Source organism: Pseudomonas sp. P108 (assembly GCF_032613195.1).
GTDB lineage: Bacteria > Pseudomonadota > Gammaproteobacteria > Pseudomonadales > Pseudomonadaceae > Aquipseudomonas.
Genome location: NZ_CP126691.1, coordinates 1767524 through 1783833, shown reverse-complemented (window position 1 = coordinate 1783833; position 16310 = coordinate 1767524). Strand labels below are relative to the sequence as shown.

General features: G+C 56.5%; 8 protein-coding genes. 3 read left to right on the top strand and 5 right to left on the bottom strand.

Translation table 11 applies throughout. The annotated features are described in order from the left end of the window. Window positions 1-64 precede the first annotated feature (64 nt). Complete coding sequence (locus QOM10_RS07795; protein ID WP_007919713.1) at window positions 65-499, bottom strand: MarR family transcriptional regulator; 435 nt, start codon at window positions 497-499, stop codon at window positions 65-67. Between the two features lie 503 nt (window positions 500-1002). Then, on the bottom strand, window positions 1003-3132 hold the full coding sequence (gene recQ / locus QOM10_RS07790; RefSeq protein WP_127926267.1) for a DNA helicase RecQ: 2130 nt from the start codon (window positions 3130-3132) through the stop codon (window positions 1003-1005). A 396-nt stretch (window positions 3133-3528) separates the two neighbouring features. Here recQ and QOM10_RS07785 point away from each other — a divergent pair, with 396 nt between their 5' ends. The 3 genes from QOM10_RS07785 (at window position 3529) to QOM10_RS07775 (ending at window position 9306) form a co-directional block, all read left to right on the top strand. Continuing rightward, entirely contained in the window at window positions 3529-4116 is a 588-nt protein-coding gene (locus QOM10_RS07785; RefSeq protein ID WP_127926266.1) for a YecA family protein, read from the top strand. 10 nt (window positions 4117-4126) lie between these two features. Beyond that, window positions 4127-4522: a YbaN family protein gene (locus QOM10_RS07780; protein WP_127926265.1), complete on the top strand. Its 396-nt coding sequence runs from the start codon at window positions 4127-4129 to the stop codon at window positions 4520-4522. Between the two features lie 248 nt (window positions 4523-4770). Continuing rightward, window positions 4771-9306, top strand: a complete 4536-nt coding sequence (locus QOM10_RS07775) for an Ig-like domain-containing protein (protein ID WP_316917830.1) — start codon at window positions 4771-4773, stop codon at window positions 9304-9306. 263 nt (window positions 9307-9569) lie between these two features. On the opposite strand, the gene QOM10_RS07770 is transcribed toward QOM10_RS07775, so the two are convergent. The 3 genes from QOM10_RS07770 to QOM10_RS07760 all read right to left on the bottom strand — a co-directional run bounded on the left by QOM10_RS07770 (window position 9570) and on the right by QOM10_RS07760 (window position 16177). Then, a complete protein-coding gene (locus tag QOM10_RS07770; RefSeq protein ID WP_316917829.1) occupies window positions 9570-11855 on the bottom strand; it encodes an autotransporter outer membrane beta-barrel domain-containing protein in 2286 nt (761 codons plus the stop codon). Between the two features lie 223 nt (window positions 11856-12078). Further along, window positions 12079-14010 (bottom strand): hypothetical protein, encoded by a 1932-nt coding sequence (locus tag QOM10_RS07765; RefSeq protein ID WP_316917828.1) that lies wholly within the window; start codon window positions 14008-14010, stop codon window positions 12079-12081. Between the two features lie 130 nt (window positions 14011-14140). Further along, window positions 14141-16177: a hypothetical protein gene (locus QOM10_RS07760; RefSeq protein ID WP_238704384.1), complete on the bottom strand. Its 2037-nt coding sequence runs from the start codon at window positions 16175-16177 to the stop codon at window positions 14141-14143. Window positions 16178-16310 lie beyond the last annotated feature (133 nt).

Below are 16310 nucleotides of genomic sequence, written 5' to 3'. Positions count from 1 at the left end.
TTGCCCAGTAGTTCTTATAGTCGGCTCAGCGCGATCTCTCAAAGATCCGGCACGTGGATGTGCCTCAAGATTTTTCCAGGTTAGCCAGAATGTGCCCGTGAACCCGCATGCACACCTTTAAATCCGCTTCGTCGACGCCTTCGAACAATTCGTGGCGCAGTTGCGTGGCAATGGTTTCGATTTGTTCGATCAGCGGCAGGGCCGGTGCGCAGAGGACGATCTTTTTCGCCCGGCGGTCTTCCATCACGGACTGGCGTTGCACCAGGCCCTGACTTTCCAGACTATCGAGCAAGCGCGCAAGAGTCGGACCTTCGACGCCGACGCTCTGCGCCAGCTCGCGTTGGGTCGGTGCTTCTTCAAAACGCGCCAGATGCAGCAGCACCAGCCAGCGCGCCTGGGAAAGCCCCAACCCGGCGAGGCGTCGATCCAGTTCGGCACGCCAGCCACGCGACATCTGGGCCAGTTGCATGCCAAAGCGGTGTTGATCGGTTAACGGCATAAAACACTCACGGTTAGACTTAAAATAAGAAATTTCTAATTATTAGCCAGCTAAGCATGAGCTGCAGTTATAGGCAAGTGGCGGTCTGTACTGAATCGTTACATCTCGAGGCTCCCTCACCCTAACCCTCTCCCAAAGGGAGAGGGGACTGAATGGGGGATGCTTTAGATATTCAGCGACTTGGAAGTATTTTGCTGAATCCGGAATTGGAAGGCCCTCACCCTAACCCTCTCCCAAAGGGAGAAGGGACTGAATGGGGGATGCTTTAGAGATTCAGCGACCTGGGAGTGCTTTGCTGAATCCAGAATTGGACGGCCCTCACCCTAGCCCTCTCCCAGAGGGAGAGGGGACTGAATGGGGGATGCTTCAGGGTTACGCCGACCTGATCCTGCTTTACCGAATCCATAATCGACTGGTTCTTTCAGGTCGATGTCAAACCTCAGACGCCTCGGTCGGCCCCCTCTCCCTCTGGGAGAGGGCTGGGGTGAGGGTAGGCGGCCAAATTACATCTCGAATTCCGACTGCAATGCAGCCCGCACGCAATACAGCACGCCTTCCGGCACACGCCCGGCAAACAGCTCCGCAACCTCGGCGACCGATGGTAACTCGCCCTCGCCATCAAGGAACGCGTCCTGCACTTCGCCCATCAACTCTTCCGGCAAGTCCAGCGCTTGCTCCAGCGACAACTGTTGCTTGCCGATGGCTTCGGCAAGCATGGTGTACACATTCTTTTCCGAGCACTGCAACTGACCGGCGATCTGCAACGGCGTCATCCCCGCGCGAGCCAGCGTGATCAGCTCATGGCGCACATCGGCCACCGCTTTCGGCGCCTCGACCTCGCCGCCGAGCACTTCGAGGAAGGCATCGCCGTAGCGTTCCAGCTTGCGTGCGCCGACACCGCTGACCCGAGCCATCTCCGCCAGCGAAGTCGGTTGGCTGCGCAGCATTTCCAGCAACGTCGAATCGGGGAAGATGACGTACGGCGGCACACCATGTTCTTCGGCCAGTTTGCGGCGCAGCGCGCGCAAGGCTTCCCACTGTTCGCGCTCTTCGCCGCGCACCAATTGGCTGGCCGGGCTCTTGCTGGCAGTTTTGGCGGTGACCTGTGGTTTGAGGTCGCGGCGCAGCTCCAGGCTCACTTCGCCCTTGAGCAGCGGTCGGCAACTGTCATTCAGACGCAGACCGCCATAACCTTCGTGGTCGACATCCGCCAGACCTCGCGCCACCAACTGGCGGAACAACGAGCGCCATTCGCTCTCGCTCAACGCCTTGCCGACGCCATACACCGACAGATGCTGATGACCGAAACTGCGGACTTTTTCGTTGTCCTTGCCCAGCAGCACGTCAACCAGATGACCGACGCCATAACGCTGACCGGTACGGAAAATCGCCGACAATGCCTGACGCGCCGGCTCGGTGGCGTCCCAGGTCTGCACACCGTCGACGCAGTTGTCGCAATGGCCGCACGGCTCGGGCATGTCTTCATCGAAGTACGCGAGCAGGGTCTGACGACGGCAACGGGTTTCTTCGCACAGCGACAGCATCGCGTCGAGCTTGTGTTGCTCAAGGCGCTTGTGCCGCTCGTCGCCTTCGGAGTTCTGCAGCATCTGCTTGAGCATCACCACGTCTTGCAGACCGTAGGCCATCCACGCATCCGCCGGCAGACCGTCACGGCCGCCGCGCCCGGTTTCCTGGTAATACGCCTCAAGGGATTTCGGCAGATCAAGGTGCGCGACGAAGCGCACGTTGGGCTTGTCGATGCCCATGCCGAACGCCACGGTGGCGACCATGATCAGGCCTTCCTCGTTGAGGAAGCGCTTCTGATTGAAGGCGCGCAGATCGTTCGGCAGACCGGCGTGGTACGGCAGCGCCGGGAAGCCCTGCTCGCTGAGGAACGCCGCGACTTCCTCGACTTTCTTGCGCGACAGGCAATAAACGATGCCGGCATCGCTGCGCCGCTCGGCCAGGAACGCCAGCAACTGCTTGCGCGGCTGCTCCTTGGGCACGATGCGGTAAAAGATGTTCGGACGGTCGAAACTCGACAGGAAGCGCTCGGCATTCTGCAGATGCAGACGGGTGACGATTTCTTCGCGAGTACGCTTGTCGGCGGTGGCGGTCAGGGCAATGCGCGGTACGTCGGGGAACATCTCGGCCAACTGGCCCAGTTGCAGGTATTCCGGACGGAAATCGTGGCCCCATTGCGATACGCAGTGCGCTTCGTCGATGGCGAACAGCGCAATGTTCAGGCCTTGCAGGAATGAGAGCATGCGCGGCTGCACGAGGCGCTCGGGCGCCAGATACAACATCTTCACTTCACCGCGCTTGATCCGCGCCGCAAGGTCACGCTGCTGCTCGGCGCTCAAAGTGGAGTTAAGCGCTGCGGCGGCCACACCGAGTTCTTCGAGGGTGGCGACCTGATCGTCCATCAGCGCGATCAGCGGCGATACCACCACCGCCAGGCCATCGCGCAACAGCGCCGGCACCTGGAAGCACAGGGATTTGCCACCACCGGTAGGCATCAGCACCAGCGCATCACCGCCGCTGGCCACGCGCTCAATGATTGCACCCTGACGGCCACGGAAACTGTCGTAGCCGAAGATGTCCTTGAGGACGCGTTGAGCCTGTTCGAGCATAAAAACTCCAAAAATCTACCAATACATCCCTGCGCAGGCTGGTTCAGAACAGCCAAGGCTGCTTAAACAAAACGTAAGAGCGCATTGCACGGCAGCCGCAAGGCGGGCAGGGATCGCAAAACGCGGCAGTATACCCGAGCCCTTCCCTGCACAGGGTGCCGCTGATAAGACACTGATAAACCTGCCACACACAAAACCCTGTGGGAGCGAGCCTGCTCGCGAATACGGTAGGTCAGTCGATACAAAGGTGCCTGATACGCCGCTTTCGCGAGCAGGCTCGCTCCCACTGGTTTGGCATGCGGCCCGGCAATTGCGGCAAATCTGCCATGCGGCTGGCTTGAGCGCGCAAGAAGGCCTAGAATTCCCGCATTGTTTATTCCCCAAGGTAGCCCCGTAATGTCCTTCGCTGAGCAACTGACCCGCCTGCAAGTTTTCCTCGACGCCGACGAGCTGCATGACGAGGCGCTGGATTACGTGGCCGCTCACGGCTACCTCACCGCCCTGTCGATCTGCGCCGAAGACGTGCCGGAGCGCGAGTGGATCGACGCGCTGTTCGCCGAAGAGCCGCATTACAGCAGCGACGCCCAGCGCGAAGAGATCGAAGCCACCCTGATCGGCCTCAAGGCGCACATCGCCCGTCAACTGGCTTCGGATGAAGAATTCGAGCTGCCGTGCGAACTGGATCTGGGCGATGATCCGGACGATTCCGAACTGCGCGGCTGGTGCATTGGCTTCATGGAAGGCGTATTCCTGCGTGAAGCGGCGTGGTTCGAAACCGCCGAAGAAGAAGTCAGCGAAATGTTGCTGCCGATCATGGTCGGTTCGGGCCTGTTCGACGAACAGCCAGAATTCGAAGACATCGCCAAAGACGCCAACCTGATGGACGACATGATCGTGCAGATTCCGGAAGCCCTGACCGCGCTGTACCTGCTGTGCCAGGCACCCGACGAAAAACCGGCGATCCTCAAGCCACGTCACCACTAAGATCCGGCCTATGGACAACCCCATAGGCAACCGCCCCCTGATGTTGCGCTACTTCCTGCTGGCCGTCGGCTGGCTCAGCGTGGCATTGGGGGTGATCGGGATCTTCCTGCCCGTCCTGCCCACCACCCCTTTCCTTCTGCTCGCCGCAGCCTGCTTCGCGCGCAGCTCTCCGCGTTTCTATCAATGGCTGGTCGAACATCCACGGCTGGGGCCATGGATCCGCGATTACCTCGACGGCAACGGCATTCCGCTCAAGGGCAAGGTCTACGCGATCGGGCTGATGTGGGCGAGCATTCTGTTCTCGTGCTACCTCGTGCCACTGCCGTGGGCGCGGGGTTTCATGCTGACCAGTGCGGTGTTGGTGACGATTTATATCGTGCGTCAGAAGACACTTCGCAAGCCTTGAACGCCGCTGAATTACGAGCGGGAAACGGTGCCTCGTTGATACCACTCGTCTGATTCCCACATGCACCTGTCAGATCTGACAGGTGCGCAAACCGATCCACACAGGTTCAATCACTCCATCATCCGACAGGAGTGCATTTCCATGTTCGCCAACGCCCCCGAGCCTGAAAGATCCCTGATCCTCAATGAGCCTGATTTCACCGGTCGTCGCCACGCGACGCCTGAATGCTCTTCAAGAGGACTTGTCTGATGCCTTCTCACAAGAATTTTCGCTTCCCTCCCCTCACGGAAAGCACCGCAACACTGGCACTGCGTCCCCTGCTGATTCCAGGAATGGTCGAGCCGGTGCAAGACGGCGATGGCGGGATCAGCATCAAGATCGCCACCGATGACCCCAACGGCTTGCAGTGCGTCATCAATCCTTATCTGCCTCCCATGAGCGACGGTGACAAGCTTGAGATCTATGCGAACAACGAGAAAGTGCTCGAACGATTCGTTGAGGCCGACGAAGTCAACCAACGGGTGTTCTTTTATCTGCCGACGCCTGTCGAGTCGGGGTGGATTGAAAACTGCCACTATGTGCTGACCCGCGTGGACGCAACTGTACCCGACCCACCCTCGGCGGCCTTGCGGATATGGGTCAAGCTTGACAGGCCGGGAGATCGTGACAAGGAACCGCATTTGCCCGACGGCCATTCAGAGTTGAACATCGTGCAACTGCCGCCCGAGTTGGTCGAACAGGGCGTGATAGACGCCGAATGGGCTAAAAAAGGTGTGCTGGCCACAATCCCTCATTATGTGTTTTGCACGCGTAACGATCAGGTCCGCTTAAAGCTGGGCGACTATTCGCTTCCTGCACACCCCATCACGCCGGCGCAAGCCGACGGCCAGCAGCCGATCGAGATCCTCATTGATCAGGACGCCATCCTCGGTGCCAGCGACGGTCTCAGACGGGAAATCAAGTACGACATCAATGACGAAGTCTGGAACTGGGCCGACCGCCACTCCAAACGCACCTACATTAATGTGGACGCGGGGGGCGGGCGTCTGGAGGCCCCGATCATCAAGGAAGCCATCCACGGCGTCATTACCATCAGGGATCTGAACAAACTGCCGGTGACGATACAGATCCATGTCAGCAGCGAGTACTTCGCTGTGGGCGACAGCGTGAAAATGACCTTCATCGGCACGCCGCCAAATAACGGTGAGCCGATCATCTGCAGCGAAACCCGCGACATTGATAACGTCCCCTCAGTGCTGGAAATCCCGGTGCCCTATGAGTTGATCAGGGCCATCGCCCAGGGTCGCGCCGATGCGTCTTATATCCGCTACAAAAAGGACGGGGGCGACCCGGTGTCTTCCAAGCGCACCATTGCGCGGGTAGAGGGCGACGTCAACATCCTCCCGGAGCCGAGCATTCGAGAATTGATCGGCGATACCCTCGAACCGGACGAGCTTTACGCCACTGTCGACGTGCGCTACGACATGAAAAATGGCGACTTGATCTGTCTGAGATGGACCGGCATCAAGTCCAATGGCGATGACTATCTGCATGAAGTTCCGCATATCGTCAGCGACAACGAAGCCAAGGAAGGCCTGGTCACGTTCTTCATCGATTCCGAGCACATCAGTGTGCTTGATAACGGCACGCTCGACCTTTTCTACGTGGTCGCGAACGATGCACCCGGCCTCCTCGACATCAGGGAATCCGAGCGGTTGCTGGCCAGGGTCGAAAAGGCCCGGGCGACGCTGCCGGCACCCGTCGTGGAAGAGGCCGATCCGCCGGGGGATGTGCTGGATCCGTCGAAGGTGTTCGATATTGTCCATGTGCTGATCGCCGAAGCGAACACCCTCAAGGGTGATGTACTGACTTATTACTGGCGCAGTCCCAATCCTTTTGCCAGTACCAGCGACTGGCTGCCCATCACCACAGTAACTGCTGGTCAACCGGTACGTTTTCGGGTGGATGCAGAGTTTGTGACGGCCAACATCGGCCAGTACGTGAAAGTGCGCTACACGCTATTGCGTGCCTCGAACAAACGGTACGAGCACTCGGCCACGCTCAATTTGCTTATAGGAGAACTGGTCGGTGAGTTACCGCCGCCCGAGGTGGTACAGGCGCCCGACAAAATCCTCAACCCGAAGGATGGTTTGAACGGGGTGGACGTCAAAGTCAGCTACCCCAGCATGAACCCGGCTCAGGATATGATCCGTCTGAAATGGTTAGGGACGCCTGGCGCGGGAACCTCAGACGACCTGGAGCTGCCAGGCAGTCCGACAGGCACCGTGCAATTCCATTTACCCCCTTCAGTGATTGGCGCCAATATTGCGAAAAGGGTGATGGTTGAATACGAAGTAACCCGCTATACCCTCACAACGCCCTCGCAAATGCTCGACATGTACGTTTCAGATTTTCAGGACCCCGAAAACGAACTGCCCCACCCGCGAGTACCCCAGGCACAGGACAACATCCTGGATCTGATGACATTCAGTGGCGATGCTAAAGCCATCCTTGCTATATGGCCCTTTATTGCACTGAAACAGCGCGTCTGGTTCTACCTGACAGGACAAACAACTTCAAGCGCGTCCCTGACTATCCCGCTAATCCCCGGTCGGGAAATAACCTCCACCGAAGTCAGCAGCGGCCTCAACGAAACCTTGCTCAGAAGCGAACTGATGAAACTGGGCCACTCCACGCCCGCCAGTTTGATCTGCAAAGTGACATTCGATGGCAGTACCGAGGAGGGCACTGCCTGCGTATTCCCACAACTGCCCCTGACCATCAGAACCCGCTACGACTACGTGCAACCGGTCATCACCGGCGTGACGGACTCGCGGGGCGATGTCGAAGAGGCCGGCAAAACCCGCGATGAAAAGGTCACCGTCAGCGGCACCGCTACGCGAGGCGAAACGGTCGAGCTGTTCGATGGACCGACGACATCGATGGGCACGGCGCTGGTGGAAGCCGACAGCACGTGGCGCAGCGAGATCGGCCCATTGACCGAGAAACCCTACAGCATCACCGCCAAGGCCATGTATGACGCCGACCCGGTGTCCAGCGTTCCGCGAACATTCACCGTCAAATTTGCAGAGACCCCGGCGATTCTTTCGGTCAGCGATTCCCGGGGGGATGTCGCTCATGGGACCACCACCTATGACAACAGTGTGCTGATAGCGGGTAGCGCGACGCCAAACCTGCAGGTCAAACTGCTGGAGAACAAACAGCCGCTCATTACCCTTGATGTCGACGATAAGGGTGACTGGAACCACCGCCTCAACGATCTGAAAGTTCGCTCCTACAGCCTCACTGCCGAGGCGTTGTACGAGATTGACCCTGCGACCAGTCCGCCGCGCAATTTTGTCGTGGCACAAGCGGTCACGCCGACGATCTCTCGCGTGACTGACCTGCGCGGTGAAGTCGCCGCCGACGGTACGACCTACTACCGGAGCGTCACTCTAACGGGCAAGGCCAGCCCGAATGAAAAGATTATTCTGCGCAACGCCGGCACGGCCATCGATACGATCGATGTCATCGCCAGCGGCGATTGGGAATACGTTTTCAATAACCTGAGCCTGTCGACCACTTACCGCCTCACTGCGCTGGGCGACTATGGCAGCAATCCAGAGTCGAGCCCGCCCAGAGTCTTTTCTGTTGCAGCCTTTATTTCACCGACGATTACCACGGTCACTGACTCGGTCGGCGCGGTGGAACCGAATGAAACGACTTATGACAACGCGGTCACCGTCGAAGGCGAAGCCACCCCGCGCGAGCAGATCCAGATGTACAACAATGGCACTGCCGTCGGCTCGCCGGTCAACGTCAATGCCGATAAACAATGGACGGCGTCTGTCACTCATTTGACGATCGGCGACCAAAGCCTCAAGGCCCGGGCACTGTATGCCGCGGTTCCGGTGGAAAGCCCGGCGCGAGACTTCAAAGTCGCCGCCCACATCGCGCCGACGTTGACGTCTGTGCATGACGGCGTCAGTGAAATCGGCAATGGTGGAACAACCAAAAGGACCTCGGTCAACTTGCGTGGCAAGGTGACACCCAACCACGAGGTGCAGGTCTACGACAACACCACTGAGAAGCATAAAGTGAGAGCGATCGGCGACGAATGGAATACCACACTGGCGGTGCTTGAGGGTGGTCATTCCTTGAAAGTCAAAGCTGTCAGCACCGGCCAGGAGTCTCAGCCAGCTCGTACCTTTACGGTACTGCCGGTGATACCGCCGCTGTACTTCAATACCACCCCCGTAACCTTGAGCGGCAGGATTTATCTCATTCCGGGAAGCCCTGTATTGCCAGCCTTCGGCCCAGGCACTTCGGTGCAGCACCAGGCGAGTGGTGGCCAACCTCCTTACGTTTATAGCTCTAGTAATGGCAACGTTGCTGTCGTGGATGCTCAAAGTGGGCTCGTCACCGTGCGAGGTAACGACAGTGCAACGATTTCGGTAACGGATCAGGCGGGACAAAGGAAAAGCTATTTGGTGTCGGTAACAGCGGTTACGCAATGTTATGGATTAAGCGCAAACTGGTTGTCCAGGGTAGGGGATGAGGCAAAAAGTCGAGGCCTGAGGTTGCCTTCAATGGGCGAGTTACGAGCAATAAGCAGTTCTTTTGGAAATCGTTGGCCATTGGGTAATTCATTCTACTGGTCTAATGAGTCGATCCTTTATTGGCCCAACCCCAATCCGTACTATCACTGTAGAAATCTGGTTACAGGGGAAGAAAGAGCGATTATGAACCTGAATGTAATACCCGGAGTGGGCATCACACCTTGAGCATTTCAAATGTGGGACCGGGCTTGCTCGCAAAGGAGCCATACCTGCCAACAAAAATCCCAAGCCAAACCCGATGAAGGCGCGCCATTGCGCCAAGGAGGGAATCCTTCCCCATGCTGGCGGCAGCATTGGACAGCGGATGGCTTCGGCATCTGGCAAAACCGATTAACAAAAATGACAAGGCCGCTGCTCCTCGACAGAACAGCGGCCGTCGTAAAGGTGTCTCGTTGATTACGAGGCACTTTCCCTTTAACAAGCAGTAGTTAAAAGCTGTACCGCAATCCCAGATTCACACCGTAAGGCTGCTCGATATGCTCCCCATTGGCATAGTCCAGATCAACATGCACCTGCCACCGCTCGGACATCGCCACCGCCACCCCCGCCCCAAACTCCGCCCGAGAGCCGGACAAGTCATTGTTGAACACGTTGTTGTTGACCTTCACTTCGTTGTTGGTCGCAAATTCATAAGCAACCGCCGCGCGCACATAGGGTTGGGCGACAGCGCCGTTAGCGAGTGCGATGTTACGTCCGAACGTGGCACCCGCCTTGCCGAGCAGTGAGCGCATACGATCACCGTCGGCGTCCATGTCGTTGTCCAGCGTGTAGTGTTTGCCCTGGATCTGCACCGCCGACAGTTGCGCGAACGGTTCGACGAAGTAGTCGTTGGCCAGTTTGATATGCCGACCGAACTCGGCAGAACCGCCTACCCCCCAGTTGTCGTAATCACCTTTGGTCCGGCTGCCGTCGCTCAGGTTGACCTTGGACTCGTTGCGAAAACGGTTGAACTTGAGCACGCCGTCAAAGTAGTAACCGGTATCACTGTCGAGCCAGGTGACATAAGGCCCGACGTAGTAACTTTTCACCGTTCCCGACGTACCGCGATCAAGATCCAGATCGGACTCGCTCGTGCCGGCGAGTACCCCGACCAGCACCTGGCTTTCGCCCAGTCGAGCGTCGGCGCCAAGGGACAAACCCTGTTGCGTCTGCTGATAGCCCACGCCCGAGCCATCGGCAACGTTGTACTTGTTGCCGTAGGTGCGGATCCAGCCGCCGGCCTGGCCACCGTTGAAACGCAATTCGCCCATGCGGCTGCGCAACGAACTCAACTCGCCATACCAGACGGTCGGGGCTGTGTTGAACAAGGCCAGTACCGAGCGCGCGCCGGGGCTGATGACTTCGGTGGTCGGGTCGAGAAACCACTCCTTCGCTCCCCCCTCGATTTCCCGACTGGCCAAACCGTACGACCAGGTCCCGACATCCACTCTCTGATCGCCGGCCAGCGCAAAATTCGCTCCATCGGTTGTGCCGGTACGCACTAGCGTCAATTGCTGAGGCGACGCCGCATCCAGCCCCGAAGCCTTCACCGCGAGATCGAACTGCCCCTCTGACTGACCAAGAACATTGAGGAAATCACTCTGCCCGTTGGCAAAATCACCTTTCATCTCAAACGTGCCGGTACCGGCAAGTGCGCCGACCGTCAGTTGATAGTAGGTTGTGGGTGCCTGCGCTGCGCCGAAAGTAACCCGGCCGCCCTCCAGGCGCATTGCGCCAACAGAGTCATCGCCGGTCAAGGTCCAGTTTGAAGTGTCATTGATGTTGACGCTGGCGACCTTGTCCAGACGACCGGTGAACTGCGACTGGTTCTGCAAGGTGACGTTGGCCGTCGAGCCGTCCTCAACCAGCATGTCTCCGGTCATATCGCCTCGGTCGAAAATGAAATCAGCCGTGCTGGAACCCGTCACTGAAAAGTTGCCAATCAACGTACTGTTGCCAACCTTTACCGCGGCGGTCGAAGCCTCTTGAACCGCCAGCAATTGATTAGCGCTACCTTGCAAAGTGGAGTTGTTCAGCACCTCGATGCTGACGTCTGCACCACCGGCAACCTCTATCGCCGGCCCATTGCGTCCCTCTATACTGGCACCGTCCAGTACCAGCGTATTGCTGCCTGAAACGGACGAGTCGTTGACCATCCGCACACCCGCCCGGTCGCCGCTGATACGAGTACCGGCTGTAGCGTGCACTTCACCGCCGATCATACTCAGGCCGACACTGCCCGCGGCCTGTCCCGTCACTTCACTGCCGATCAGTATCAGGTTGCTTAACGCGGTTATCTGTATCCCGGCTTCGCCCCCCCTGAATTGACTGTCAGTCGCGGTGACAGTCGACCCTTGCGTCGAAGAGAAAGATCGATTGACCATCATTGCTATCGAGTCGCTGGTGACATCGGCCTGCACAAGATTGCCTCGACTGGCCGTGATGGAAATTCCCTCAATGCCACTTTCAGCATTCACCGTGGCACCATTGATGTTCAGTGTCGATCCGGAAATCACATTCAGGGTATGAGTCATGGCCTGGGCAAGATTCAGTACTCCGTTATTGCGCACCAGGTAATCAGTGGGCGGCACTGTCGAGTCCACATCCAGCGTACTGTTATCGACGATGACCGCGAACGCGGGTGAACCCAACAAAAAAAATGCCGGTATCGCTACCAGCATTCGAAAGCTTCCGGTGGAAGTGATTCTGCAAAATGAAAAGACTTCGGGTTTCATGATTGACTATCCTTCGATTAATTAACTCCGGCAAATTTGTTTACCCGCCAGACAATTCAGCGTCGAACAATACCGAATGCCACAACCCAACCAACGTAGGATTTTTCTGAAGTTCACAGGGTAAAAGTCCTTAAAAAAATAGTAACCATTTCCACTGGCTACTCGTTACATATTTAAAAAGGAAGGTACATGCAGTACCTTCCCTTGCGACTTCAGCACTTTCTTAAGGCAGGGGGCATGAACCACCCGCCGGATCAACCATATAAACCCTTACCACATGTTCTGCAGACGGTGTGTCGCGCCCATCAATAACAGCCGAGTAGCTTATGCCTCCCCACGCGTTTTCCGTGGTCAGGATCGCCGGATCATAGGGAACCTTTACAATGAACCCGGCGGTTGCTTCCTGACTGGAGGGGGTGTAGGTAACTTTGGCTTCGGTACCGGGTTTAGTTGTGCTTCCGTTGTCACTGTAGCCTTGATAAGTGAACGTCAATACCTTATCTGCCAATTGAGGCTCGCCCCCCGCGACCAACACTTCGACTACAACGCCGGCAACGCTATCCCTTCGCAAAGACAAGCAATTCAGCAAGCCGAAGTCGTCATCGAGGTGTTGGAACTTCACCTCCGGGACGACACCGTCACGAACGAGTACATCAACATCCGTCGCGAGCGAAACCTCCACGTTATCGTTTACATCGTGGCTGATCACATAATGGGTCTTGATCGGATTACCGTTACCTGCGTCCTCGAAAACCTTCCATAGAACAGTCCATTCCAAGTCGGCTGGAAGCGTAGCACCGATTTTTACAATCCCGCCGTCTGCCTCGCTTACCGGCTCACCTTTCCAGTAAAGTTGTACTTCGTCATTCTCCTTGGCCTCGGTATAGAGCGTAGCCGTTACAATTACCGGGCCAGTGTTATCAGCCTCCCTCAACTGATTGGGAAGCCCGCCATCGTTGCCTTGTACTGACACTGTTGGCAGATCGGGGTTCGGGTTGCCTGGCTTGTCGGGATCTATTGGCGCGCCTGGCTTGCGCAAATCCACGCTGATGTTGTCCAGCTCGACCGGAACAAGAGGATGAGCGACACCCTTGCGCCGTATCTGATAACTGGCTGTAACAGTCTTCAGGCCGGCATTGCCGTTGAAGACATTGCGGAAGGGCACATCGACATAAAAGGGAAACCCGGGAATCGTGACCGCCGACTGTAACTGGCCATCCCAAGTGACTTCCAACTGATCGCCATCAATGAAGTTGGTGTATTCATCTTTAATCCCGACGCCAATCGGTTGCTGAGCATCTTCCAAATCAATCAGGTTGTCGCTATACAGGGGAATATCCAGCGGCAGCAAACCTGCAGGAGGATCTGTCAGCGTGACGTTCAAGCGCTTATAAGGTGAATGAAGGCTTTTATTGCCCTTGCGATCCGTCACCTGCCAATAAATAGCCCTTACTCCCTCTTCATCGTCCAGCATTGCCGCGGTCAGTTGAAATTCCAGAGGCGTAGCCAGATCCGTACGAGTAATTGTTCCAATCAACGTCGGCAAAGGTACGGAAGTGCCAATAAAACAATCAACCACATCATTGAGCATATGGCCGGCATATTCCTGAACAGTTATCAGCACATGACCATTATCGTCGAGATATTTTTTAGTGATACCGTCACGCTCTACTTCGGTGGGAACATTGACCTCTGTTATCGGCAGCGGCGGGCTTCTGTCAACATTAATCTCCACGGGTGTTACGACACCAATGTTCCCGCCTTGACTGAGGTAGTAGCTCAATTCATGTTTACCCTCTCTGTCGGTCAGGTTGGCCGGCAGCGTCATAGGGATCAAGAGAATGCCAGCGTCAAGAGGCGTGGTGTAGCTATATCGCGTTTGTGGCAACCTCGTGCCATTCCACATCAAATCAATAAGCCCCGGCACGGAGGGTATATCACCTGCTCGTGGAGGCCGAGGTATATTTACTTTCAATTCCAAGCCCTGTAATGAAAGCGGAACCTGATTCTTGCCATCACCGACTTGATCAGGCAGCAAGGGATTATCAGGGTGTATTTGAGGGGGGTCTGCATCCATCTTCGGGGCTGCAAGGCGGATTCTCTTGTAATCCAGTCGACTTTGCTGTGCGGGGGTGAGTTTTTTATAAACGGTCATTTTATCGCTCCTGGAGAAGACGCCCACGCATACGCAACAACGCAGGCATACGTTTGGCACTGGTTAAACTTCTTGCAATTAACAGACACTGCTCAAGTCAGACACGAGAAACGTGGAATTCAAGAACTGCTTATTTCAATAAGCCTGGCAACTTCGCAGACAAGTGTTCTGCAAACTTTTTACCCCATCCGGAATTCTCGCAGGGCGAACCACAGTAATCCTCGCCCTCCTTATCGGAACAGACAATACCGCTGGGCAGGGTTCTATTAATAATGACGAACTCCTCTTTTGAACTACCCACGCCGCCCTTGGCTTTCTTAAGTGTGTAATGACACAGTGCAGAGCCGTCATTCACCATAGGGGCAATCAAACGCTCAAAGTCCGCGACATGCACTTCAAAACCATCACGCGCTTGCGCGTCACTCAATATCGTGGGGAACTTGTCTGTCACTCCGGGAATAGGTTCAGAACCATTCAGTCCTTTAGATCCTTGCCAATGCAGAGTCACTTCATCATCTTTGTCGAAGGCGGCATTCCCCTCGATTTTCACCCAGACCCCTTTCCAGAGTCGCGGACATGCACAACAGTCAAGAACACCATTTTTGTTCGCATGTGGAAAGGATGGCTCCTTCAGGTTTTCGATCACCACAATCGATACATTGACTGATGTTGTCAGAGCCTGTTGCAGATTGACGTTGTTGCTGGTCGTGTAATAGACCGGTAATGCAGGGTTCTCCCGGTCCTGGTCAATGATCGACCAAGGAATGGTGAACGGCACGCGCTTACCGGCTACATCACCGTGCTGAACGATATATTGCGCTGCAGGTGTGGTGATCGCCCCCCAGAACAGGCTGATTGTCTGCCCGGCAAGTGGCGCATCAAACAGCGCGAGAATCCCTTCGGCAGGCTCGCCAAAATCATCCGGCGTCAACGTGTTGAGGACTTTCGAATTGACGCCGTATATTTCTACTTTTGCCAGAGTCGGGTTGAGTAATGCCGGGGCATTGGCATGGTCCTGTCCGGCGAGGGTCAAATCTACCGGGACCCTGGTTTCCAGAGAGGATGGCGTGGTGCCTGAAGGACGTCGCACTTTGTAAGTCACCGACGCCGTCAAGGGCCCCAGCCCCTTAGCTGTCAGGGCTGACCAAGGCACTGGCACGACCACGGGAAAGCGGGAAGGATCAACCGGCACCGGCGCCAGCGGTGTGCCATTCCAGTCGAGCAGAATTTCGTTGTCACTGCCTGGATTGTCATAACGATCGATTTCTACCGTCACGGCACCCTGAGCCACCGCACCTTCACGGGCATGCTGGCGGTCAATCAACCCTCGGTCCGACAAAGGCACGCGAGGCGGTTTGAGATTTCCGGGCGCCGGGAGCAGATCGACAAGCAACTCCAACAGTTCTGATCTGGGGCCTTTATTACCCGCCCAGTCTCGTAGACGGTAATAGATATAACGGGGCCCCTCACCCCGATCACGAATGTCCTGTTCGCGCATAGTGATAAACAGTTCATCACGGTCAATGTCTACCTGACTGAATTCCTGTTCATCAATCTCGGTTTCCGAATCGGAAGGGTTATCCGTATCGGTCCAGAAATAAATGGCTCTGTCCCGGGCTTTTATCCCCACATAACTGCGCACTTGAAAACGAACCTGCCCATGTTCCTTCAAGTAGTCGTCGGTGATAGCGCCGACGACATCGAGCATTTCCAGCAAGGCGGGTTCCTGACCATCATCCGGGGCCACCCTGTCTACAGTAATACGTTTTTTATCGGACTCAGCAGGGTTGCCCCCCTGGATCAGGATGTAAGACAGGTCGTAGATGCCATTGTCCAGATAGTCCCTGGGGACTGATACGATCTTGTCCCCAGGTTCGATGGGTATTAAAAACTTGAATTCATTGACTTCGCGAAAGGCATCCCCAAGCGGGCGAAATCCCACTTTGACAATATCCGGCCCGAGAACAGGATCGGTGGTGAAGCTCCACGCTGGAACAATCAACTGCAGATCACGGTTCAACTCCGTACGCGGCAACAGTCCGTCGGGACTTTCTGCACCGTGTTCGTCCTTGAGAATGACCGGCACTTGCGGAACCGGCAAAGCGGTGACCTCTGATGGTTGCGGATTTGCACTGTGCGGGCCTTGTGTGAGTTCCGGGGGCTGCATGTAGGACGCTCCGCGACAATTAACCAAACGTTGGTGTGCGGTATCAACAGGGTGATACCGCCGCTGCATGGGTTCGATTTAATGCGCAAAGGCGGGCGCTGCCTACTGTCAGAAATTACAGGTTTTGCTACCG

Excerpts from the sequence above, each read along its gene's own strand:
- QOM10_RS07795 (WP_007919713.1), bottom strand. The coding sequence starts at position 499 with ATGCCGTTAACCGATCAACACCGCTTTGGCATGCAACTGGCCCAGATG.
- QOM10_RS07770 (WP_316917829.1), bottom strand. The coding sequence starts at position 11,855 with ATGAAACCCGAAGTCTTTTCATTTTGCAGAATCACTTCCACCGGAAGC.
- QOM10_RS07775 (WP_316917830.1), top strand. The coding sequence starts at position 4,771 with ATGCCTTCTCACAAGAATTTTCGCTTCCCTCCCCTCACGGAAAGCACC.
- QOM10_RS07760 (WP_238704384.1), bottom strand. The coding sequence starts at position 16,177 with ATGCAGCCCCCGGAACTCACACAAGGCCCGCACAGTGCAAATCCGCAA.
- QOM10_RS07765 (WP_316917828.1), bottom strand. The coding sequence starts at position 14,010 with ATGACCGTTTATAAAAAACTCACCCCCGCACAGCAAAGTCGACTGGAT.
- recQ (WP_127926267.1), bottom strand. The coding sequence starts at position 3,132 with ATGCTCGAACAGGCTCAACGCGTCCTCAAGGACATCTTCGGCTACGAC.
- QOM10_RS07780 (WP_127926265.1), top strand. The coding sequence starts at position 4,127 with ATGGACAACCCCATAGGCAACCGCCCCCTGATGTTGCGCTACTTCCTG.
- QOM10_RS07785 (WP_127926266.1), top strand. The coding sequence starts at position 3,529 with ATGTCCTTCGCTGAGCAACTGACCCGCCTGCAAGTTTTCCTCGACGCC.